The following is a 22,949-nucleotide window of genomic DNA, read 5'->3' on the forward strand; positions in this document are numbered from 1 at the left end:
CAAGTAATCAGGCAGTAGAGGCTGCCTGTCAGGTTTTTGCTTAAGATTTATCTGCTTTGTAAAACGATTTGTAGCATACGCCGGATAGGTTCTGCGGCACCCCATAAAAGCTGATCACCTACGGTAAAGGCACTGATATATTCTCCGCCCATGCCCATTTTGCGGATGCGCCCTACTGGTACAGTTAATGTGCCAGTTACTGCTGCAGGTGTCAGCTCCTGCATAGATGCGGTTTTTTCATTAGGTACAACTTTTACCCAGTCATTGGCAGCAGCAAGAATTTTCTCAATTTCAGCTACGGGTAAATCCTGTTTCAGTTTTAAGGTGAGTGCCTGACTGTGGCAGCGCATTGCGCCGACACGGACACACAAGCCGTCGATAACGATTGGCTGTGCACTGCGACCTAAAATTTTATTGGTTTCTACAGCGCCTTTCCATTCTTCTTTAGACTGACCGTTACCCAGATCAGCATCAATCCATGGAATCAGACTGCCTGCAAGAGGAACGCCGAACTGGGCCTGCGGATATGCTTCGCTGCGTAAAAAATCGGCAACTTTTCGGTCTATGGCTAAAATAGCACTGGCCGGATCGGCCAGTTCTGCACTAACCTGATTTTCAATGGCACCCATTGCACTAATCAGTTCACGCATATTCTGGGCACCGGCACCGGATGCTGCCTGATAGGTCATGCTGGTCGCCCATTCCACTAAATCCTGTTCAAACAGGCCGCCCAGAGCCATCAGCATCAGTGACACTGTACAATTACCGCCAACAAAATCTTTGATACCGTTTGACAGGGCGCTATCAATCACTGCACGGTTCACCGGATCAAGTACGATGACTGCTTTATCGCTCATGCGCAGAGTGGATGCAGCATCAATCCAGTACCCCTGCCAGCCCTGGTCACGCAGCGGCTGGTGGATTGCTTTGGTATAGTCGCCACCCTGACAGGTAACGATAATATCCATTTGAGCCAGAGCATCCAGATTACGGGCATCCAGCAGTGTTTTTGCTGTCTGACCAAAATCAGGTGCGGCTGCACCGGCTGCTGATGTCGTGAAAAAATACGCATCTGCAATAGTTTGAAAATCATTTTCTTCCTGCATGCGCTGCATTAATACTGAACCTACCATACCGCGCCAGCCAACAAAACCTACTTTCACCGGGTACTCCTTAAAACAATTCAATTTAATCAAAATTTCTGTTGCCAGATACCAGAATACTATCCGGTCTTTTAACCATAATCACGGCTGTTTGTAAACAGATAATTACCATTCTGGTAAATTTCAGGCTGTACAATTTATCTTTTGCCGGATTTATAGTGTCAATTCAATACTGTTATCCCATTATATAGAATCGGCTGACATTCCGGTGTACACTTTCGCCTTTGTTTTTTTATTGGCATTTCTGATGAATTTACTGCGTACTCTGGCTAAAGTCAGCAGCATGACTATGCTGTCGCGTGTTCTGGGTTTCATCCGCGATACCATTATTGCCCGCAGTTTTGGTGCGGGGATGGCTACTGATGCTTTTTTTGTGGCATTTAAACTGCCTAATCTGTTACGGCGTATTTTTGCAGAAGGCGCATTTTCACAGGCTTTTGTACCGATACTGGCTGAGTACAGAGAAACCCGATCACCCGAAGCTACCCGGGCTTTTGTGCAGCATGTGGCCGGACTGCTTTCATTTGTTCTGATTATTGTAACAGCGATCGGAATTCTGGCCGCACCTGTCGTGATTTATATTTCTGCTCCCGGTTTTCAGCAGGATGCTGATAAATTTGCTCTGTCGGTACAACTGTTACGGATTACTTTTCCATATATTTTTCTGATATCACTGTCTTCATTGGTTGGCAGTATTCTGAATACTTATCATCAGTTTATTGTTCCTGCCTTTACGCCGACTTTTCTGAATATCTCCTTTATCGTATTTGCTCTGTGGCTGGCACCTTACTTTCATCCTCCGGTTCTGGCGCTGGCATGGGCAGTATTTGTAGGTGGATTATTACAGTTGCTGTATCAGCTGCCTTATTTATTTAAACTGGGTTTTCTGACTATGCCCAGACTCAATTTTAAGGACAAAGCAGTTAACCGGGTACTCAGACAAATGGCACCGGCTATTCTGGGGGTATCGGTAGCGCAAATATCGCTGGTGATAAACACGATTTTTGCTTCTTATTTGCAATCCGGTTCAGTATCCTGGATGTATTATGCTGACCGTCTGATGGAATTACCGACTGGTGTGCTTGGTGTGGCACTGGGAACCATTCTTTTGCCTACTTTGTCTAAACACTCAGCTACTAATGATATAGCCAGTTTTTCTGCATTGCTGGACTGGGGATTACGCCTGTGCATGCTGTTAACTTTACCAGCTGCTGTGGGTATGGCTGTGCTGTCATTTCCCCTGGTGGCAACTTTATTTATGTACCGGCAGTTTAATGAGTATGATGCAATAATGACTCAGGGCGCGCTTATTGCTTATGCTGTTGGTCTGATTGGTCTGATTCTGATTAAAGTACTTGCACCGGGATTTTATGCGCGCCAGAACATTAAAACGCCGGTAAAAATTGCTATTTTTACTTTATGTATGACTCAGCTGATGAATTTGCTGTTTATCTGGAAGCTGCATCACGTCGGGCTGGCTCTGGCTATCAGTCTTGGCGCCTGTATTAATGCGGGATTACTGTTTACTCTGTTACGGCGACAGAAATTGTATACCCCCAGCCCCGGCTGGTTGCGTTTTCTATTGCGTCTGACGGTGGCTCTTGTTGTTATGGGTCTGGGGTTATGGTTATTACAGCATTGGCTGCCGTTTAACTGGCACAGTAGCGGGTTGGCAAAAGTAGGGCAATTAAGTATTTTGATTGTTACCGGTATTATTTTATATTTCGGATCACTATTTGCTTTGGGTTTCCGCGTACGCGATTTCCGGCGGGCTGAAGCAGAATAGTGGTATTTCAGCTTCATACCGAAAATGAAAAAAATTCATGCAAATTTATTTGTGTTCAAATTCTTTTAATTCTTCTGCAATAAAATATTTCACCAGTTCGCAAAACAGGGACTTGATTACGTCTCCGTTTAGTCCCTGTTCTTGTGCCCATTGTTTTCGTTTTTCAAGCATGCTGTTAAAACGCTCATTCGCTTGTACGTCTTTAGCATTCATTTTAAATTTACTGGCTGCTTTGACATATTCAAAGCGGGCGGAAAGTAACTGGATCACCGCATAATCAATATGATCTATTTCTGTACGAATGTCATTCATGTCGTGGCATTCTTCGGGATTGTGTATAGGGTTGTATGTCATTGTATTTATTTATATTTATTCTTGGGATGGCTGTATTCTAAAACCGATACTAAAAACTGTACAGTAAAAAAATGATAAGTTTACAAAAAAATATACTAATTCAAATTGAGAAAAAAATATTTAATTAATATATATAAATTTAAGAATATATTTATGCATATAACATTATTATAAATGGATATTTAACCATGATGATTGTAACTGACAGGGATTATTGAAAAAATTTTATAATATGGCTTTGTCTTTCTGAGAGTAAAACAAAATTTATCAGCCAAAAGTAATATTGCATTAATGCTAATGATAATAATTATCAATATCCTATTGAAAACATTATTTTTTTATTTTTTTTTAATGTAATACGCGCTTTTAATAACGTTTGAAATTAGTTACAATACATCAATTTTACCAATATTTGCATAAGGTCAGCGCAGTTATGTTGGCGAATTATTTCCCCATATTAATATTTGTTCTGGTTGGCTTTGCCGCTGGTGTTCTGTTTATCTCTCTCGGTTTATTGCTAGGACCGAACCGGCCATACAAAATGAAACAGGAACCGTTTGAGTGCGGTTTCGAAGCTTTTGAAAATGCACGAATGAAATTCGACGTGCGTTACTATCTGGTAGCCATTTTATTCATCCTGTTTGACCTTGAAGTTGCCTTTATGGTGCCCTGGGCAGTTGTGTTTAAAGAGCTGGGTTCATACGGATTCTGGTCAATGATGGTGTTTTTGCTGATTCTGGTTATCGGCTTTATTTATGAATGGAAAAAAGGCGCTCTGGAATGGGAATAGAAGGCGTTTTAAAAAAAGGATTTGTCACAACCACTGCCGATACCGTACTCAATTATGTGCGTACCGGTTCGTTGTGGCCGGCTACTTTTGGTCTGGCCTGTTGTGCCGTAGAGATGATGCAGGCCGGTGCTGCCCGTTATGACCTTGACCGCTTTGGTATTATTTTCCGCCCGTCACCGCGTCAGGCCGATCTGATGATTGTCGCCGGTACGCTGTGCAATAAAATGGCTCCCGCCTTGCGGCGTGTTTATGACCAGATGGCCGAACCGCGCTGGGTACTGTCTATGGGCTCCTGTGCCAACGGCGGCGGTTATTATCATTACTCTTATTCTGTGGTTCGCGGCTGTGACCGGATTGTACCGGTTGACGTATATGTACCGGGCTGTCCGCCAACTGCTGAAGCGCTGGTATACGGACTATTGCAGTTGCAGCTGAAAATTAAACGTACCGCCACTATCGCGCGTGTATGAAAGTGAGGGAAATATGGCAGATTTGGCAATACTGAAAGCCGTGTGCGAAGCCACTTTCGGCGATAAGGTACGTTACTGTCTTGACCGTGGTGAGCTGACACTGGATTGTGCAGCAGCTGATTATCATCAGCTTATGCAAACGCTGCGTGACCACAATGAATTGAAATTTGAAACACTGATTGATCTGTGCGGAGTCGATTACCAGAGCTATAAAAATGAGCCATGGGAAGGCAAGCGTTTTGCTGTAGTCAGTCATCTGCTGTCAGTAGCCAATAACTGGCGTGTGCGTGTGCGTGTCTGGGCTGAGGCTGAAGATTTTCCTACAGTAGATTCTGTTGTTGATATCTATAACGGTGCCAACTGGTATGAGCGTGAAGCATTCGATATGTTTGGCATCCTGTTTAACAACCATCCTGATTTGCGCCGTATTCTGACTGATTACGGCTTTGTCGGTCATCCGTTTCGCAAAGATTTCCCTGTTTCCGGCTATGTTGAAATGCGTTATGACGAGGCCGAAGGCCGCGTAATTTATCAGCCGGTAACGATTGAACCGCGTGAAATTACACCGCGCGTGGTGAGAGAGGAGCAGTACGGTGTCTAAGTTACGCAATTACACCATTAACTTCGGGCCGCAGCATCCGGCAGCACACGGCGTATTGCGCCTGATTCTGGAAATGGACGGTGAAAATATCGTTCGTGCCGATCCGCATATCGGTCTGTTGCACCGCGGCACAGAAAAACTGGCTGAATCACGCACCTATTTGCAGGCATTGCCATATATGGATCGTCTGGATTACGTATCCATGATGTGTAATGAGCAGGCATACTGTCTGTCGGTGGAGCGCCTGCTGAATATCGAAGTGCCGGTTCGCGCTCAGTATATCCGTGTGATGTTTGCTGAAATTACCCGTATTCTTAATCATCTGATGGGTGTCGGCTCTCATGCGCTGGATATTGGTGCCATGACGGTATTTCTCTATGCTTTCCGCGAGCGGGAAGACCTGATGGATATCTATGAGGCGGTATCAGGTGCGCGCATGCATGCAGCTTATTTCCGCCCGGGTGGTGTATACCGGGATTTACCGGATTTCATGCCTAAATACGAATCCAGTAAATACCGTAATGCCAAAGTTCTGCAAAAACTGAATGCCAGTCGTGAAGGTACCTTGCTGGACTTCATTGAAGACTTTACCAACCGCTTTCCCGCCTGTGTGGATGAATATGAAAATCTGCTCACGGATAACCGTATCTGGAAGCAGCGTACAGTCGGTATCGGTGTAGTATCCCCGGAGCGTGCTCTGCAAAAAGGATTTACCGGTGTGATGCTGCGCGGTTCCGGTATTGAGTGGGATGTACGTAAGAAACAGCCTTATGATGCTTATGCTCAGGTAGATTTTGATATTCCGGTAGGGATTAATGGTGACTGCTATGACCGTTATCTGTGCCGTATTCATGAAATGCGTCAGGCCAACCGTATTATCCGTCAGTGTGTTGACTGGCTTAAAGCCAATCCCGGTCCGGTAATTATTGATGACCATACTGTGGCTCCGCCGCACCGTACCGCCATGAAAGACGGGATGGAAGAATTAATCCATCACTTTAAGCTGTTTACCGAAGGTATGCATGTACCTGAGGGTGAAGTTTATGTGCCTACCGAGCATCCTAAAGGTGAGTTCGGGGTATATCTGATTTCTGATGGTGCCAATAAACCTTACCGAATGAAGATTCGTGCTCCGGGGTTTGCTCATTTGCAAGGGATGGATGAAATGGCACGCGGTCACATGCTGGCTGATGTGGTGGCTATTATTGGTACACAGGATATCGTATTCGGGGAGGTGGATAGATAATGTTGTCCCCTAACAGCTTAAAACAGATTGATATAGAACTGGCAAAATATCCGGCTGATCAGCGCCGTAGTGCCATTATGTCTGCCTTGCGTATTGCGCAGACCGAGCTGGGCTGGCTTCAGCCGGAAACTATTGAAGAAGTGGCTGATTACATTGGTATTCCGCCGGCGCAGGCGTTAGAAGTTGCTACTTTTTATAATATGTATAACCTGAAACCGGTAGGTAAATATAAACTTACTGTGTGTACAAATCTGCCCTGCGCTCTGCGTGGCGGAGTAAATGCAGGTGAGTATCTGCAAAAACGTCTGGGTATCCGCTATGGTGAAACCACAGCCGATGGTAAATATACTCTGGTTGAAGGCGAATGTATGGGTGCCTGTGGCGATGCGCCGGTAATATTAGTCAATAATCATAAAATGTGTAGCTTTATGAGCGAAGAAGCCATTGAAGCAAAACTGGCGGAGTTGAACTAATGGCAATGTACCAGAATGGCGTGATTTTTGATCAGGTTGATACTTCAGACCCTAATTGCTGGACACTGGAAGCTTATATTGCTCGCGGCGGATATCAGGCATTGAAAAAAATTATCAGCGAAAATGTATCGCAGGATGATGTAATTGCCGAGCTTAAAACTTCCGGTCTGCGCGGTCGTGGCGGTGCCGGTTTTCCTACCGGGCTGAAATGGAGCTTTATGCCCCGTTCTTTTCCGGGTACCAAATATATCGTGTGTAATACGGATGAGGGTGAACCGGGTACATTCAAAGACCGCGATATCATCGACTACAATCCGCATGCCCTGATTGAAGGCATGATTATCGGCGGCTACGCTATGGGCGCTGCTGTCGGCTATAACTATATACACGGCGAAATCTTCGAGAGTTATCTGCGTTTTGAAACAGCTTTACAGCAGGCGCGCGAAGCAGGATTACTCGGACAAAATATTCTGGGCAGTAATTTCAGCTTTGAGTTGCATGCTCATCATGGTTATGGTGCCTATATCTGTGGTGAAGAAACCGCTCTGTTAGAGTCTCTGGAAGGTAAAAAAGGACAACCGCGTTTCAAACCGCCGTTTCCGGCTTCATATGGTTTATATGGTAAGCCGACAACAGTTAACAATACTGAAACTTTTTCTTCTGTACCGTTCATTATCCGCGACGGCGGTCAGCTGTTTGCTGATAAAGGTATTCCTAATAATGGTGGTACCAAGCTCTTTTCAGTATCCGGTCACGTAGAACGCCCGGGTAACTACGAAATTCCGCTGGGGACGCCGTTTAAGGATTTGCTGGAAATGTGCGGTGGCATGCGAAATGGCAAAAAACTTAAGGCGGTTATTCCCGGAGGTTCTTCTGCACCGGTATTACCGGCAGACATCATGATGGAACTAACCATGGATTATGATGCCATAGCCAAGGCAGGTTCTATGCTGGGTTCCGGTGCGGTCATTGTCATGGATGAAGATGTATGCATGGTCAGAGCACTGGAACGACTGAGCTATTTCTATTTTGAAGAATCATGCGGGCAATGTACGCCGTGCCGTGAAGGAACCGGCTGGCTGTATCGCATTATTCACCGTATTACCTCCGGCAAAGGCCGGCCGGAGGATCTGGATTTGCTGGAATCACTGGGTAGCAATATTTCGGGACGTACCATCTGTGCACTGGCAGATGCGGCTGTTATGCCGATACAGGGCTTTATGAAACATTTCCGCCCCGAATTTGAGCACTACATCGAACACGGCAAACCCATGAAAGAACATCGCTGGTGCTAAGGCACTATCTGCTTAGTTAGGATTGCGAACCTATGTTACAAATTCAAATTGACGGTAAACAACTTTCTGTCGAGCAGGGCAGTACGGTGATAGAAGCCGCCCATAAGGCCGGTACATTCATTCCGCACTTTTGCTATCACAAAAAATTGTCCATCGCCGCCAACTGTCGTATGTGTCTGGTTGAGGTGGAGAAATCGCGCAAGCCATTACCTGCCTGTGCTACGCCGGTCACCGATGGTATGGTTGTTAAAACCAATTCGCCCATGACTAAAGATGCCCAGAAAGGGGTAATGGAATTCCTGCTGATTAACCATCCGCTGGACTGTCCTATTTGTGATCAGGGTGGTGAATGCCTGTTGCAGGACTTGTCAATGGGCTATGGTAAAGGTGCCAGCCGTTATACTGAGACCAAACATGCTGTGGCCGGTAAAGAAATGGGGCCACTGGTTTCTGCTGCTGAAATGAGCCGCTGTATTCACTGTACCCGCTGTATCCGCTTTACTGAAGAAATTGCCGGTAAGCAGGAGTTGGCCATGATGAATCGTGGTGAATGCTCTGAAATTACACCGTTTAACGGTAAAACACTGGAAACCGAATTGTCTGGCAACGTGATTGATTTGTGTCCGGTGGGCGCACTAACCAGCAAACCATTTCGTTATGACAGCCGTTCATGGGAATTAAGCCGGCGTAAATCTGTGTCTGCTCACGATGCACTGGGCAGTAATCTGATAGTGCAAACTAAAGACCATACCGTGCGCCGGGTATTGCCACTTGAAAACGAAGCCATCAATGAGTGCTGGCTCAGTGACCGTGACCGTTTTGCCTATGCAGGTTTGTATCAGCAGCGTTTAACTCAGCCGCAAATTAAACAGGACAACCAGTGGCATACAGTTGACTGGCAAACTGCGCTGGATTATGTGGCTAAAGGTTTGCATGGTGTCAGCCATGATTTCGGTACCGATGCAATTGGTATGTGGGTCAATCCGGCCAATACTGTTGAAGAAATGTACCTGACCCGTAAACTGGCTAATGCGCTGGGCATAAATGCCGTTGACAGTCGCCTGCGTCAGCTTGATGAACGTTTTGGTGCTGCTACTAAAGGCGCACAGTGGCTGGGACAGAGTATTGAACAGCTGGCAGAAAATGAGGTGATTTTGCTGGTTGGCGCACGCTTACGGCAGGAACAGCCCTTATTAACAGCCCGTATCCGTCAGGCGGCTAAAAACGGAACTAAAGTAGCAGTGGTGGCTGCTGCTGATGAAGAACTGTTCATGCCGTTACTGGCACAGCTTAGCCTGCATCCTTATCAATGGATTGACTGGCTTAGTGATGCGCTTAACAGCGAAGTAGGTCAGGCCTTATTAAAAGCTGAAAAAGCCAGCATTATTCTGGGTGCGGATGTTTTGAACCATCCGGATGCAGCGGCAGTTTATGCAGCCGCACAGGATCTGGCTGAAGCTACCGACAGTATACTGGGCGTATTGCCGCAGGCGGCCAATAGTATTGGTGCTGAAATCGTAGGCGTGGCTGCCGGTAAAGCAGAAAATACCATTGCTGCACAAATTAAGCAGCCTAAACAGGCAGTAATGCTGCTCAATGTTGAACCGGATATGGATGTAGCCAACGGAGCTGCGGCCATTGCAGCCCTGAAACAGGCTCAGACAGTAATGGCATTCACTGCTTACGACAGTGACGTATTGCGTGAAGTTGCAGACGTATTATTGCCAATTACGCCATTTACAGAAACCTCAGGCAGTTTTATCAGCATGGAAGGGCGATTACAGTCTTTTCATGGTGTTGTACAGGCCTACAGAGAAGCCAGACCTTTATGGAAGGTATTACGCGTACTGGGTAATGTGCTGGAATTACCGGGCTTTGAATATGAAAATACCCAGCAGATTCTGGCTGATGCGGTTACCAAAGATCAGGTACCGGCTTTGCTGAACAATCGTATTCAACCAGTCGCTACCAGTGATCCCGATATCAGTCTGGTACGTGTTGGCGGCGTTAGTCTGTATGCAACTGATGCGATTGTGCGCCGTTCCGAACCCTTACAGAGTACAGTTCATGCCGCAGTTCCGGCTGCACGTGCCAATAGTATGACACTGGCTCGGTTTGGTTTGATTAATGGTGATACCGCACAGGCTAAACAAGGCAATAGTACCGTATCGATTACCATCACTACGGATGATAACTTGCCGGAAAATGTACTGTTTTTGCCATTACATCAGAGTAACTGGCAATTAGGTGCTTTATTGACCACTGTTGAATTGAGTAAAGGATAATCATGCAAGCGTGGTTTCAACAATTACTGGGCAACGACTTCGGTTTACTGATGTCTGTCATCGTCAAGATTGTCATCATCATGCTGCCGCTGATTATTACCGTAGCCTATCTGACTTATTTCGAACGTAAAGTTATCGGTTATATGCAGCTGCGGGTTGGTCCGAACGTTACCGGACCGTATGGCTTAATCCAGCCGTTTGCCGATGTATTAAAACTGCTGTTCAAGGAAGTTACCCGTCCGTCACAGGCTAATAAGGCACTGTTCTATATCGGACCGATGATGTCACTGATGCCGGCTTTTGCTGCCTGGGCAGTTATCCCGTTCAGTGAAACATGGTTTCTTACCCGAATTAATGCCGGTTTACTTTATATTCTGATGATTACTTCACTGTCTGTGTATGGTGTCATCATTGCCGGCTGGGCTTCCAATTCTAAATATGCTTTTCTCGGTGCCATGCGAGCTTCTGCGCAAACTATTTCCTATGAGATTGCCATGGGATTTGCGCTGATTGGTGTGATTATGGTTTCCGGAAGTATGGATTTTCATGACATTGTGATGTCTCAGGCAAAAGGTTATGCCGGTGGTTCCATTTTCTCATGGAACTGGCTGCCTCTATTTCCGCTGTTTGTGGTGTATCTGATTTCCGCTGTGGCCGAAACCAACCGTGCGCCATTTGACGTAGCCGAAGGTGAGTCGGAAATTGTTGCCGGTTTCCATGTAGAGTATTCAGGTTTTGCTTTCGCGCTATTCTTTCTGGCCGAATACATTTTCATGATTCTGGTTGCTGCTCTGACGGCTCTGCTGTTCTTTGGCGGCTGGTTATCTCCCTTTCCGCAAAGCTGGGGTTTCATTGGTACCCCGAGTGTATTGTGGATGTTTCTGAAAATGGCACTGGTGTTGTACTTTTATCTGTGGATACGTGCAACATTCCCGCGTTACCGTTATGACCAGATTATGCGTCTGGGCTGGAAAGTACTGATTCCGGTAACCATTGTGGCAGTAATTGTATTGGGTTTGTGGATGATTTCACCCCTGAATTTATGGCATTAAGCAGGGAAAGGCTCTGATATGGCAAATATAATTAAAACCTTTCTGATGACCGAGTTACTTTCGGGTATGAAAGTAACCCTGAAAAACTTCTTTGCGCGCAAGGAAACCATATATTTTCCTGAAGAAAAAACTCCGCAATCAGTTCGCTTTCGTGGTTTGCATGCACAACGACGTTATCCCAATGGTGAAGAACGCTGTATTGCCTGCAAACTGTGCGAAGCTGTCTGTCCGGCCATGGCAATCAATATAGAATCTGAAAAACGTGAGGACGGTACACGCAGAACCACACGCTACGATATTGATCTGACTAAATGTATTTTCTGTGGTTTCTGTGAGGAAGCTTGCCCGGTTGATGCTATTGTTGAAACCCGGATTTTCGAATATCACGGTGAAAAACGCGGTGATTTATATTTCACTAAACCCATGTTGCTGGCTATTGGCGATCGCTATGAAGAAGATATCGCTAAATGCAAAGCCGCAGATGCACCATATCGTTAAGAGGTGGTCATGAATTTACCATTAATTCTGTTTTATGTATTTGCCGCCGTGATTTTGTTTGGCGCGATAAATACAGTTATTGCCAAAAATCCGGTACATGCGGTTTTGTTTCTGGTTCTGACATTCTGTGCCAGTGCCATGATGTGGATTCTGATGCAGGCTGAATTTCTCGGCATTGTACTGGTAGTGGTATATGTGGGTGCGGTGATGGTACTGTTCCTGTTTGTCATCATGATGCTCAATATTGATGTTGAGCAGATGCGTGCCGGCTTCTGGCGGCATGCACCTGTTGCAGCACTGGTGGGTATCCTGACTGCTGCCTTACTGATTGTTATTCTGGTAAATCCTCAGCTGCATCTGGCGAGTCTGGGTAAGGATTCTCCGCTGCCTGCAGATTACAGCAATGTACATGATCTGGGGATGCAGATTTACACTACCTATCTGTTACCGTTTGAACTGGCGGCTGTATTGCTGGTGCTGGGAATGGTGGCCGCAATAGCTCTGGTTCACCGGCAGACATACAATCCTCGTCGTACCAATCCGGCCGAACAGGTTAAAGTACAGGCAAAAGATCGTTTCCGTATGGTGAAAATGCAGCCTGAAATCACTGCACCGGTAACTGAAGAAGCAAGTAAAGAAGCAACTGAAGGGGAGCAGAAAGCATGATTACCTTAACCCATTATCTGGTGCTCAGCGCAATACTGTTTGCTATTTCTGCCATGGGTATATTTATGAACCGCAAAAACGTGCTCGTATTACTGATGTCAATCGAGCTAATGCTGTTAGCGGTAAATTTTAACTTTGTGGCTTTTTCCCGTTATCTCGGCGACACCGCCGGACAGATTTTCGTCTTTTTTATTCTGACAGTTGCTGCGGCAGAATCTGCTATTGGTCTGGCAATTATGGTTCTGATTTTCCGTAACCGTCAGAGCATTAATGTACAGGATCTGGATAGTCTCAAAGGCTAACAGGTGAGAGGAACGAGAGAAAAATTATGAGTGTTTATCTGATTATTGCTTTGGCTCCGCTCATCGGTTCATTACTGGCCGGTTTATGCGGTAAGCTGATCGGACGTAAGGGTGCGCATAGCGTTACCATAGCAGGCGTAGCCGTTTCGGCAGTACTGTCTGCCTGGGTACTCTATGGTTTTATGACCGGAACCCGTCAGCCCTTTGATGAAAATGTGTATACATGGCTGACCATGGGCGGTCTGGACTTCTCAGTAGGGTTTCTGATTGATACCCTTACTGCCACTATGCTGGTGATTGTGACCAGTGTATCGCTGATGGTGCATATCTATACTATCGGCTATATGAGTGATGATGACGGCTATCAGCGCTTTTTCAGCTATATCTCACTGTTTACTTTCTCCATGCTGATGCTGGTAATGAGTAATAACTTCATTCAGTTGTTCTTCGGCTGGGAGGCTGTAGGGCTGGTGTCTTACCTGCTGATTGGTTTTTACTTTAAACGTGACAGTGCAATTTTTGCCAATCTGAAAGCATTTCTGGTTAATCGTGTCGGCGACTTCGGTTTTGTACTGGGTATTGGTCTGGTACTGGCTTATTTCGGCGGCAGCCTTCGCTATGCTGATGTTTTCCAGCATATTGATCAGGTTAAAAATGCCACTATCGAACTGATTCCAGGTCATCCGTGGTCTTTAATTACCGTTACCTGCATTTTGCTGTTTGTGGGCGCAATGGGTAAATCGGCTCAGTTTCCGTTGCATGTCTGGTTACCGGATTCAATGGAAGGTCCGACACCGATTTCAGCTCTGATTCATGCGGCAACCATGGTAACAGCCGGTATTTTCATGGTATCCCGTATGTCACCCCTGTATGAGTTGTCTGATACTGCTCTGGGTGTGATTATGGTATCCGGTACCATTACTGCGCTGTTTATGGGCTTTCTGGGTATGATTCAGAATGACATCAAACGGGTGATTGCTTATTCAACCTTGTCACAGTTAGGTTATATGACGGTAGCCTTAGGTGCCTCTGCCTATAATATTGCTGTTTTCCATGTCATGACCCATGCTTTCTTCAAAGCACTGTTATTTCTGGCCGCCGGTAGTGTGATTATGGGTATGCACCATGATCAGGATATGCGTCATATGGGCGGATTGCGTAAATACATGCCGGTAACATGGATTTGTATGCTAATTGGTTCATTATCGCTGATTGGCACACCATTTTTCTCCGGTTTCTATTCCAAAGATTCAATTATTGAGGCAGTAAAAGCGTCAACGCTGCCATTCAGCAGTGTGGCCTATGTAGCTCTGGTAGCCAGTGTGTTTGTCACCGCATTTTACTCATTCCGATTGTATTTCCTGGTATTTCATGGTGAAGAAAAATGGCGCAAAGCCGAACATAGCGAGCATCATCATGCAGAAGAACATCATGGACTGAAACCACAGGATAATCCGCATGAGAGCCCGCTGGTGGTAACCATTCCGCTGATTCTGCTGGCTATCCCTTCAGTATTTGTAGGTATGTGGGCAATGAAGCCGATGCTGTTCAGTGATTTTTATCAGCATGTGATTTTTATTAATAGTGCTGCACATCCTGCACTGGCATCCGTAGAAGAAGAGTACCACGGCATATTTGCCATGGCTCTGCACAGTCTGACAACTCCTGTGTTATGGCTGGTGATTGCCGGTGTTGTACTGGCGTGGTTCTTCTATATGAAAAAACCACAGATTCCGGCCAGAATTGCTGCATCTATACGTCCGGTTTATACCCTGCTGGATAATAAATACTATCTGGATACTATTTACTATAACGTGTTTGCCAAAGGCAGCCGTCTGCTGGGAACGTTGTTCTGGAAAGTTGGCGACGTTTTCATTATTGATAAATTAATTGTTAATGGTGCTGCACGCGTTGTCGCTGCTGTAGCAGCGCTGATACGGCGAATTCAGACCGGATACATCTATACCTATGCTACAGCAATGGTTGTGGGTGTGTTTGTACTGGTGGCATGGACTTTCTGGCCGTTGCTTAAAACAATGTTTGGCGGTTAATTGCGGGCATTCAACTTGGTATCTTTAGGCTATAAATATGTACGATAACTTACTCAGTTTGGCGATTTGGCTGCCTGTAGTGGCTGGCGTCGCAGTGCTGGCTACCGGCTCAGACAAGCACGCAGGTATAGCCAGAGTGCTGGCCTTAATCGGTGCGCTGGTTTCCTTTCTCATAACCTTACCGCTGTTTTTTAAATTCAACCGTTTAAATGGCGGATTTCAGTTTACAGAATTTCATGTCTGGATTGAGAGTCTCAACATCAACTATGCATTAGGTGTGGATGGATTATCAGTTCTGTTTGTAATTCTGAACAGTTTTACTACTTTACTGGTTGTTCTGGCCGGCTGGCAGGTAATCCAGAAACGGCCTGCGCAGTATATGGCCGCTTTCCTGATTATGTCAGGACTGATTAATGGCGCATTTGCAGCAATGGATGCCATCGTATTCTATGTATTCTTCGAAGGCATGCTGATTCCGATGTATCTGATTATCGGTATCTGGGGTGGTCCAAGACGGGTATATGCATCAATCAAATTCTTTCTGTATACCTTAATGGGTTCATTACTGATGCTGGTTGGGTTTGTCTATCTGTCTAATCAGACCGGCAGTTTTTCTATTGAAGCATGGCACAATATCAAGCACCTTGCGATGACGGCGCAAATTTTGCTGTTTATCGCTTTCTTCCTGTCTTTTGCGGTTAAAGTGCCGATGTGGCCGGTGCATACATGGTTGCCGGATGCTCACGTAGAAGCGCCGACCGGTGGTTCAATGGTTCTGGCGGCAATTACTCTGAAAATAGGTGGTTACGGATTCCTGCGCTTTATTCTGCCTATTTTGCCGGATGCAGCACGTTATATTGCGCCGGTAATCATCGTGCTCAGTCTGGTGGCGGTAATTTACATCGGTATGGTGGCACTGGTACAAACTGATATGAAAAAACTGGTGGCGTACTCTTCCATCAGCCATATGGGATTTGTCACTTTAGGCTTTTTCCTGTTTACCGGCGGCTATCTGAATGACTGGGCCTTTAAAGGTGCCATTATGCAGATGATTTCGCACGGTTTTGTTTCAGCCGCTATGTTTATGAGTATCGGTGTGATGTATGACCGGATGCACACCCGCGATATTTCAGCTTACGGCGGTGTCGTAAACAGTATGCCGGTATTTGCTTCTTTCATGCTGTTCTTTGCTATGGCTAATGCCGGTTTGCCCGGTACATCAGGATTTGTGGGCGAATTTATGGTCATTGTCGGTGCAGTAAAAACCAATTTCTGGGTTGGTGCACTGGCGGCGTTAACCCTGATTTATGGTGCAGCATATACCTTGTGGATGTTTAAACGGGTTGTTTTTGGTGCCATCAAAAATCCGGAAGTTGCGCAATTAAAAGATGTAAACAAACGCGAACTGCTAATTCTGGTGATTCTGGCTGTAGCGGTACTGGGATTTGGTTTGTATCCGGAACCATTTATCGCTGTCGTGCATCAGGCAGCAAATGATTTGATAGTCCAAGCGGCACAAAGCAAACTGTAAGGAAATGTGAATGAACTGGACAGATTTAACAATATTTCCCGCTGCACCGGATATGGTGCTGACTGTAGTACTGTTTACAGTATTGCTGGTGGACTTATGGCTTAATGACCGGCAACGCTGGATAACCTGTACCCTGTCAGTTATCGGTCTGATACTGACCGCCGCGGTACAGTGTCTGGTATGGAAAGAACAGCCGCAATATGCCTTCCATGATATGTTTGTACTGGACGGCATGGCTCAACTGGCCAAGTTATGCATGTATGTACTGGTTATTGCCTTATTTATTTACAGCCAGACTTATCTGCGTGCTAAACATATTTATCAGGGTGAATTCTATACGCTAACCCTGTTTGCACTGCTGGGCATGAATATTATGGTTTCAGCCAGCCACTTCCTGACTTTATATGTCGGGCTGGAGCTGCTTTCGCTGGCGCTTTATGCTTTGATTGCCCTGCAGCGCGATAGTGGACGTGCTGCTGAAGCCGCATTGAAATATTTTGTGCTTGGTGCACTGGCCTCAGGTTTACTGTTATACGGTATTTCCCTGATATACGGTGCAACAGGTACATTACAGCTGCAGCAGGTGCTTGCAGCCAGTCAGGAAACAACCAATCCGTGGTTATTGAAACTCGGACTGGTATTTATTGTTGCCGGTATTGTATTTAAACTGGGTGGTGTACCATTTCATATGTGGGTGCCGGATGTGTATCAGGGTGCGCCGACTGCAGTTGCTGCACTGGTGGGTACAGCACCGAAAATTGCAGCCACAGTCTTCGCTTTCCGTATCCTGGTTTACGGTCTGCTGACTCAGTGGGAAAGCTGGCGTGAATTACTGTTGCTGCTGGGTATTGCCTCACTGTTTGTGGGTAATCTGGCTGCTATCATGCAAACCAACATTAAACGTATGCTTGGTTTTTCAACAGTAGCCCATATGGGTTTCATTATGCTGGCTCTTCTGTCCGGTCAGTCTGGCTGTGCTGCGGCTATGTATTATGCAATAACCTATGCTTTAATGGCCTCTGTAGCATTTGCTATTCTGGTTCTGCTCTCCGGCAAGGATGTTGAATGCCAGAATATCAGTGATCTTGCCGGTCTGAACCAGAAAAATGCATGGTATGCATTTTTAATGTTGCTGGCGATGTTTTCAATGGCCGGTATTCCGCCATTGATGGGCTTTTATGCCAAGCTGGCCGTTATTAAAGCATTATTGGCCAGCGGCTATCTGTGGGTTTCTGTGTATGCAGTAATAATGTCGCTGATTGGTGCTTTCTATTATCTGCGTGTGGTTAAAACCATCTATTTCGATAGTCCGGATTCTGTTGCCGAACCAGTATTCAATATGACTTTTCTCGGTAAAATCGTTTTATCTGTTAACGGTTTATTATTGCTGTTATGGGGTATTTTGCCTGATGGTGTAATGAACTGGTGTGTACAGGCATTACTGCATAGTTAATCTGAATTTAGTCCTTCAACAGCAGCCACTACGGCTGCTGTTTTTATAACAGCCGTACACACTTATCAAAACAAATGCGCACAGGTAAAATAACTATTCAACCGTTGACATAACAACTGCATAATAAGCATGAATAACTCAGAATTTGATATCCGCCAGACTGAATGTGTGGTAGTAAAAGTAGGTTCCAGTCTGGTGACCAATGGCGGGCATGGGGTAGATCAGAATATCCTGAATAACTGGGCACAGCAGATTGCGCAATTACGTGCGAATGGTATTCAGGTAGTACTGGTATCCAGTGGTGCTATTGCAGAAGGTATGAAACGGCTGGGCTGGCAGGTACGTCCCAAAGCAATTAATGAATTACAGGCTGCCGCCGCAGTGGGGCAAATGGGACTGGCTCAGGCATATGAGATTGCGTTTGAATCACTGCGTATCCGGACAGCACAGATTCTGCTGACACATGATGACTTGAGTCACCGTACCCGCTATTTAAATGCCCGTAGTACTATCCGCACTCTGCTGGAGCAGGGAGTAGTACCGATTATTAATGAAAATGATACAGTTACCATTGATGAAATCAAACTTGGCGATAATGATACCCTTGGTGCGCTGGTAACTAACCTGATTGAAGCTGATGTACTGATTATTCTGACAGATCAGAATGGCCTGTATGACAGAGATCCGCGTAAGCATACTGAAGCTAGATTGATTCATAAAATTGCTGCTAATCATCCAGACCTGGAAAGTATGGCCGGCGGAGCAGGCAGCAGCGTGGGCACCGGAGGTATGTATACTAAAGTACTGGCTGCAAGACGGGCTGCTTTAAGCGGTGCTGCAACCTGTATCGCCAACGGGTATGCTGAAAATGTATTAGTCCGGTTACTGGAAGGCGCACAAACGGGTACTTTATTTACCCCGGCCGGTAGCCGGTTGAGCGCACGTCAGCAATGGTTACTTGGGCAGGTACAACTGGCTGGTAAGCTAACCGTTGATGAGGGTGCGGAACAGGCACTGAAAACACAGCACTCCAGTCTGCTGGCTATCGGTTGTGTTGCTGTCAGTGGTCATTTTGATCGTGGCGCATTAGTGGCAGTATGTGATCAGACCGGTAAAGAAATTGCCCGCGGACTGGTTAATTATAATGATCATGAAATTGGGCGTTTATTGCGGCAGCCGTCTCAGGCTATAGAAGAATTATTGGGCTATGTGGCAGAACAGGAACTGATTCATCGGGATAATATGGTATTACGCCGTGACTGAAGCAGATATTGAAAAATTTTGCCAAATCCAATAAAGAAGATAATATTTATCATCAGGATGTTAGCTTAAATAGCCACCAATCTGAGTTGTAGTATAGAGCAATTTGTTTATAATAAAACAGATTAAAGTAGTCTGATAAATACTTATACCGTCATTAAATTTGTCTGTGTTATCAGAAAGTGCCGTTTTCAGTATCAGGTAAATTTATGGATATCTGAGCATAATCTGCCATGTAGACAGATTGCCAATATATCGGTAGAAAAAATATCTACTCAGGCTGTGGATGCTGCGTTTATCGCTGTTGTGCAGTTATATATTGACTGATCCAAAGAGACAAATGTCTCTTGTTTTTAAATCAATAATTTTCATGTAACCACCTGTAGATGTTGTTTTTTCATTAAAAAAATCAGGTTTATGTATTATCATCATTTTACCCACAAGCTCAGTTTCCGAATATAAATATCCATCATTAGTAATTTTCTTATAGTTATGAATCATATTTCTGCATGAACACTCTTCTTTCGATTTTTCAGAAGGTGAGTCACAAATATTGAGTCTCCAATGAAACTTCACTAATATGTTTTGATAACTTGAATCATATAAATAATGTTTAGCAAGTTTCGAGGTACATTTCAAAGGAAGAAATAAAATAAAAGCCATAAGCAGGATATAAAATAACTTTTTTATAATATACTTTTTTCTGTTAAATTTTTGTTTATTCATCTAGATTGGTAAATTATTGTCAAATAGATAATATATCATTAATAAAAAATTATTAGTCATAACTACCATCAAAATTAATGTAGTGTTGCGCCTGATCAACTAAACCGGTGCTGATTTTATTAGAGCTATAAATAAATTATTTAGAATAAATTCATGTTAAGCAGTAAATTTCTTCTTTCTGCATTAAAAGAAAGCCGACGGAAGCTCGAATTATGCATTAATATTAAATCCGGAATAATGCATAATATTGAATTGTTTTAAGTAATATAAAATGAAAAAGATGGTGTTTCTGCATATATAGAAGAATTATTGGGCTATATGGCAGAACAGGAACTGATCATCGGGATAATATGGTATTACGCTGTGACCGAAGCGGATATTGAAAAATTCTGCCAAATCCGATAAAGAGATAATATTTACCAGCAGGCAGTAAGCTTAAAACAGCAACCAATCTAAGATTTGTTTTTAATAAAGCAGATTAAAGTAGTCTGATAAATACATATACCGTCATTAAATTTGTCTGTGTTATCAGAAAGTGCCGTTTTCAGTATCAGGTAAATTTATGGATATCTGAGCATAATCTGCCATGTAGACAGATTGCCAATATATCGGTAGAAAAAATATCTACTCAGGCTGTGGATGCTGCATTTATCGCTATGGTGCGATTATTCTATGACAGAATCATAATAACAAATGTCTCCAGTTTTTGAATCAATAATTTTCATGTAACCACCTGTAAGTATTTCTCCTCCTGTGAAAAAACTAGGTTTGCTTATTAACACCACTTTACCCTCGAGCTGATGTCTCCAATATAAATATCCATCTTTAGTAATTTTATGATTCTTATCGTCAAGTCCAAAGATACCGTGGTCGCAGGAACATTTTAATTTCGGTTCTCCAGAATGTGACTCACACCTATCGGGTCGCCAGGCAAACTTCACTAATATATTCTGATAAGTTGTATCATATAAATAATGTTTAGCAAGTTTCGAAGTACATGTCAAAGGAAGGAATAAAATATAAGCCATAAGCAGGATATAAAATAACTTATTTATAATATACTTTTTTCTGTTAAAATTTTGCTTATTCATCTATATTAGTAAATTATTGTTAAGTAGATAATATATCATTAATAAAAGATTATCAGTCATAACTACCATCATAATTAATGTAGTGTTGCGCCAAATCAACTAAACCGGTGCTGATTTTATTAGAGCTATAAATAAATTATTTAGAATAAATTCATGCTAAGCTGTAAATTTCTTCTTTCTGTACTAAAAAAATCAGCGGATGCTGAAATTATGAGCCAGGAATTAATATTAAATCCGGAATAATACATAATATTAAATTGTTTTAAGTAATATAAAATGAAAAAGATGGTGTTTCTGCATATATAGAAGAATTATTGGGCTATGTGAAAGAACAGGAGCCGATCCATCGGGATTATATGGTATTACGCTGTGATTGAAGCGGATATTGAAAAATTCTGCCATATCCGATAAAGAGATAATATATACCAGCAGGCTGTAAGCTTAAACAGTAACCAATCTAAGATTTGTTTTTAATAAAGCAGATTAAAGTAGTCTGATAAATACATATACCGTCATTAAATTTGTCTGTGTTATCAGAAAGTGCCGTTTTCAGTATCAGGTAAATTTATGGATATCTGAGCATAATCTGCCATATAGACAGATTGCCACTATATAGGTAGTAAATATCTTCTCAGGCTATGGATACTGAGTTTATCGCTATAGTACGATTAATTCATGACAGAATCATAATAACAAATGTCTCCAGTTTTTGAATCAATAATTTTCATGTAACCACCTGTAAGTATTTCTCCTGTTGTGAAAAAACTAGGTTTTTCTATTAACACCACTTTACCCACGAGCTGATCTTTCCAATGTAAATATCCATCTTTAGTAATTTTAAACTCATCGTCAGGTTCAATCATACCGCCACCGCATGAACATTCAAATTTCGGTTCTCCATAATGTGACTCACACCTATCGCCTCGCCAGGGAAACTCCAATATTTCCTGATAACTTAAATCAAATAAATGATATTTAGCAAATTTCAGGGGATAATATAAAATAACAAAAATAAACAAGAGAAAACATACTTTATTTATAATATACTCTTTTCTTTTAAATTTCTGCTTATTCATATATATTGGTAAATTATTATCAAATAGATAATATATCATTAACAAAAATGAGTTTGCCACAATTGCCATTAAAATTAATGAAATGTTGTGTCTGATCAACTAAACCGGCGCTTATTTAATTAGGGCTGTAAATAAATTATTTAAAATAAATTCATGCTAAGCAGTAAATATCTTCTTTAAAAGAAAACCGTCGGATGCTGAAATTATGAATTAATATTAGATCCGGAATAATGCATAGTATTGAATTGTTTTATGTAATATAAAATGAAAAAGATAAGAATGCATATTGGTTATTCTGCATATACCAGAATAACCAATATGATTTGTATTGTTTTTTACAAAGAAAAGAGATTCTGTTTGGAAATAATTACCGGTTACTTTATTTATTAAGCCTTACCAGTTAATCTTTAATCCGACAGAACCATTTACCGGTGCTTTAGTATGTGCATCACCACCATTAGACCATGTATGGCCGATTTCACCATAAGCTTTTACTTTGTTTGTAATATCGTAAGTCCCCCCAATTGCCAGCTCAGTGCTGGCATGAGAGGCACCGGCATTTAATCTGGTCGTGGCTACATTAGTAATGTAACTGGTATGGTCGGCACCATCAGGTGAGTAAAAGAAATTTACCCGGGCATAGGGTCGCAGACTTCCTTTATTCAGTTGATAGCTGCCTTCGAGTCTTCCGCCAAGGCGGAAGAGCCAGGCATTATTGTGTCCGTGACTGACTGTAGTACGTCCGCTGATATCAGAATCATTTAAATCCAGCCACTGATG

General features: G+C 43.5%; 20 protein-coding genes. 16 read left to right on the forward strand and 4 right to left on the reverse strand.

Translation table 11 applies throughout. The features are described from left to right. Positions 1 to 47 precede the first annotated feature (47 nt). Complete coding sequence (gene asd / locus GYY70_RS00330; protein WP_084561949.1) at positions 48 to 1,163, reverse strand: aspartate-semialdehyde dehydrogenase; 1,116 nt, start codon at positions 1,161 to 1,163, stop codon at positions 48 to 50. 247 nt (positions 1,164 to 1,410) lie between these two features. Between asd and murJ the strand changes: the two genes are divergently transcribed. After that, positions 1,411 to 2,949, forward strand: a complete 1,539-nt coding sequence (murJ, locus tag GYY70_RS00335) for a murein biosynthesis integral membrane protein MurJ (RefSeq protein WP_078474503.1) — start codon at positions 1,411 to 1,413, stop codon at positions 2,947 to 2,949. 45 nt (positions 2,950 to 2,994) lie between these two features. Here murJ and GYY70_RS00340 read toward each other — a convergent pair whose 3' ends face one another. Next, a complete protein-coding gene (locus tag GYY70_RS00340) occupies positions 2,995 to 3,303 on the reverse strand; it encodes a chorismate mutase (RefSeq protein WP_174830844.1) in 309 nt (102 codons plus the stop codon). A 433-nt stretch (positions 3,304 to 3,736) separates the two neighbouring features. Between GYY70_RS00340 and GYY70_RS00345 the strand changes: the two genes are divergently transcribed. The 15 genes from GYY70_RS00345 to proB all read left to right on the forward strand — a co-directional run bounded on the left by GYY70_RS00345 (position 3,737) and on the right by proB (position 19,279). Next, entirely contained in the window at positions 3,737 to 4,093 is a 357-nt protein-coding gene (locus GYY70_RS00345) for an NADH-quinone oxidoreductase subunit A (protein WP_174830845.1), read from the forward strand. Next, positions 4,084 to 4,563 (forward strand): NADH-quinone oxidoreductase subunit B family protein, encoded by a 480-nt coding sequence (locus tag GYY70_RS00350; RefSeq protein WP_025329723.1) that lies wholly within the window; start codon positions 4,084 to 4,086, stop codon positions 4,561 to 4,563. Before GYY70_RS00345 ends, GYY70_RS00350 begins: the two co-directional genes overlap by 10 nt. A 13-nt stretch (positions 4,564 to 4,576) precedes the next feature. After that, positions 4,577 to 5,164 carry an NADH-quinone oxidoreductase subunit C gene (locus GYY70_RS00355; protein WP_084552676.1) on the forward strand — a complete coding sequence of 196 codons (588 nt, stop codon included), beginning with the start codon at positions 4,577 to 4,579 and terminating at the stop codon, positions 5,162 to 5,164. Continuing rightward, positions 5,157 to 6,410, forward strand: coding sequence for an NADH-quinone oxidoreductase subunit D (locus GYY70_RS00360; protein WP_025329725.1), 1,254 nt, complete (start codon positions 5,157 to 5,159; stop codon positions 6,408 to 6,410). Before GYY70_RS00355 ends, GYY70_RS00360 begins: the two co-directional genes overlap by 8 nt. After that, positions 6,410 to 6,883 (forward strand): NADH-quinone oxidoreductase subunit NuoE, encoded by a 474-nt coding sequence (gene nuoE, locus GYY70_RS00365; RefSeq protein ID WP_025329726.1) that lies wholly within the window; start codon positions 6,410 to 6,412, stop codon positions 6,881 to 6,883. Before GYY70_RS00360 ends, nuoE begins: the two co-directional genes overlap by 1 nt. After that, positions 6,883 to 8,178, forward strand: a complete 1,296-nt coding sequence (gene nuoF / locus GYY70_RS00370; protein WP_025329727.1) for an NADH-quinone oxidoreductase subunit NuoF — start codon at positions 6,883 to 6,885, stop codon at positions 8,176 to 8,178. The genes nuoE and nuoF overlap by 1 nt, the downstream gene beginning before the upstream one ends. 32 nt (positions 8,179 to 8,210) lie before the next feature. Next, a complete protein-coding gene (gene nuoG, locus GYY70_RS00375) occupies positions 8,211 to 10,463 on the forward strand; it encodes an NADH-quinone oxidoreductase subunit NuoG (protein WP_174830846.1) in 2,253 nt (750 codons plus the stop codon). A 2-nt stretch (positions 10,464 to 10,465) separates the two neighbouring features. Next, entirely contained in the window at positions 10,466 to 11,515 is a 1,050-nt protein-coding gene (nuoH, locus tag GYY70_RS00380; RefSeq protein ID WP_174830847.1) for an NADH-quinone oxidoreductase subunit NuoH, read from the forward strand. 18 nt (positions 11,516 to 11,533) lie between these two features. Further along, positions 11,534 to 12,013 (forward strand): NADH-quinone oxidoreductase subunit NuoI, encoded by a 480-nt coding sequence (gene nuoI / locus GYY70_RS00385; protein ID WP_025329730.1) that lies wholly within the window; start codon positions 11,534 to 11,536, stop codon positions 12,011 to 12,013. Between the two features lie 9 nt (positions 12,014 to 12,022). Then, positions 12,023 to 12,679, forward strand: a complete 657-nt coding sequence (locus GYY70_RS00390; RefSeq protein ID WP_025329731.1) for an NADH-quinone oxidoreductase subunit J — start codon at positions 12,023 to 12,025, stop codon at positions 12,677 to 12,679. Further along, complete coding sequence (nuoK, locus tag GYY70_RS00395; protein WP_025329732.1) at positions 12,676 to 12,981, forward strand: NADH-quinone oxidoreductase subunit NuoK; 306 nt, start codon at positions 12,676 to 12,678, stop codon at positions 12,979 to 12,981. Before GYY70_RS00390 ends, nuoK begins: the two co-directional genes overlap by 4 nt. Before the next feature lie 26 nt (positions 12,982 to 13,007). Then, positions 13,008 to 15,032, forward strand: a complete 2,025-nt coding sequence (gene nuoL, locus GYY70_RS00400; RefSeq protein WP_025329733.1) for an NADH-quinone oxidoreductase subunit L — start codon at positions 13,008 to 13,010, stop codon at positions 15,030 to 15,032. A 37-nt stretch (positions 15,033 to 15,069) separates the two neighbouring features. Continuing rightward, complete coding sequence (locus GYY70_RS00405) at positions 15,070 to 16,563, forward strand: NADH-quinone oxidoreductase subunit M (RefSeq protein ID WP_096765907.1); 1,494 nt, start codon at positions 15,070 to 15,072, stop codon at positions 16,561 to 16,563. A 10-nt stretch (positions 16,564 to 16,573) separates the two neighbouring features. After that, positions 16,574 to 18,016 (forward strand): NADH-quinone oxidoreductase subunit NuoN, encoded by a 1,443-nt coding sequence (gene nuoN, locus GYY70_RS00410; protein ID WP_174830848.1) that lies wholly within the window; start codon positions 16,574 to 16,576, stop codon positions 18,014 to 18,016. Positions 18,017 to 18,145: 129 nt separating this feature from the next. Beyond that, positions 18,146 to 19,279: a glutamate 5-kinase gene (gene proB / locus GYY70_RS00415; RefSeq protein ID WP_084562109.1), complete on the forward strand. Its 1,134-nt coding sequence runs from the start codon at positions 18,146 to 18,148 to the stop codon at positions 19,277 to 19,279. Between the two features lie 2,482 nt (positions 19,280 to 21,761). On the opposite strand, the gene GYY70_RS00420 is transcribed toward proB, so the two are convergent. Together GYY70_RS00420 and GYY70_RS00425 are read right to left on the reverse strand one after the other, a co-directional pair. Next, entirely contained in the window at positions 21,762 to 22,238 is a 477-nt protein-coding gene (locus tag GYY70_RS00420; RefSeq protein ID WP_174830849.1) for a hypothetical protein, read from the reverse strand. Between the two features lie 324 nt (positions 22,239 to 22,562). Continuing rightward, positions 22,563 to 22,949 (reverse strand): autotransporter domain-containing protein (locus GYY70_RS00425; RefSeq protein ID WP_174830850.1); only part of this gene is annotated, 387 nt, incomplete at its 5' end.

Source organism: Snodgrassella sp. ESL0324, assembly GCF_013344955.1.
Classification (GTDB): Bacteria; Pseudomonadota; Gammaproteobacteria; order Burkholderiales; family Neisseriaceae; genus Snodgrassella; species Snodgrassella alvi.

Coding starts and splice junctions, on each gene's coding strand:
- murJ (WP_078474503.1), top strand. CDS start 1,411: ATGAATTTACTGCGTACTCTGGCTAAAGTCAGCAGCATGACTATGCTG.
- GYY70_RS00340 (WP_174830844.1), bottom strand. CDS start 3,303: ATGACATACAACCCTATACACAATCCCGAAGAATGCCACGACATGAAT.
- GYY70_RS00345 (WP_174830845.1), top strand. CDS start 3,737: ATGTTGGCGAATTATTTCCCCATATTAATATTTGTTCTGGTTGGCTTT.
- GYY70_RS00350 (WP_025329723.1), top strand. CDS start 4,084: ATGGGAATAGAAGGCGTTTTAAAAAAAGGATTTGTCACAACCACTGCC.
- GYY70_RS00355 (WP_084552676.1), top strand. CDS start 4,577: ATGGCAGATTTGGCAATACTGAAAGCCGTGTGCGAAGCCACTTTCGGC.
- nuoE (WP_025329726.1), top strand. CDS start 6,410: ATGTTGTCCCCTAACAGCTTAAAACAGATTGATATAGAACTGGCAAAA.
- nuoF (WP_025329727.1), top strand. CDS start 6,883: ATGGCAATGTACCAGAATGGCGTGATTTTTGATCAGGTTGATACTTCA.
- nuoG (WP_174830846.1), top strand. CDS start 8,211: ATGTTACAAATTCAAATTGACGGTAAACAACTTTCTGTCGAGCAGGGC.
- nuoH (WP_174830847.1), top strand. CDS start 10,466: ATGCAAGCGTGGTTTCAACAATTACTGGGCAACGACTTCGGTTTACTG.
- nuoI (WP_025329730.1), top strand. CDS start 11,534: ATGGCAAATATAATTAAAACCTTTCTGATGACCGAGTTACTTTCGGGT.
- GYY70_RS00390 (WP_025329731.1), top strand. CDS start 12,023: ATGAATTTACCATTAATTCTGTTTTATGTATTTGCCGCCGTGATTTTG.
- nuoK (WP_025329732.1), top strand. CDS start 12,676: ATGATTACCTTAACCCATTATCTGGTGCTCAGCGCAATACTGTTTGCT.
- nuoL (WP_025329733.1), top strand. CDS start 13,008: ATGAGTGTTTATCTGATTATTGCTTTGGCTCCGCTCATCGGTTCATTA.
- GYY70_RS00405 (WP_096765907.1), top strand. CDS start 15,070: ATGTACGATAACTTACTCAGTTTGGCGATTTGGCTGCCTGTAGTGGCT.
- nuoN (WP_174830848.1), top strand. CDS start 16,574: ATGAACTGGACAGATTTAACAATATTTCCCGCTGCACCGGATATGGTG.
- proB (WP_084562109.1), top strand. CDS start 18,146: ATGAATAACTCAGAATTTGATATCCGCCAGACTGAATGTGTGGTAGTA.
- GYY70_RS00420 (WP_174830849.1), bottom strand. CDS start 22,238: ATGGCAATTGTGGCAAACTCATTTTTGTTAATGATATATTATCTATTT.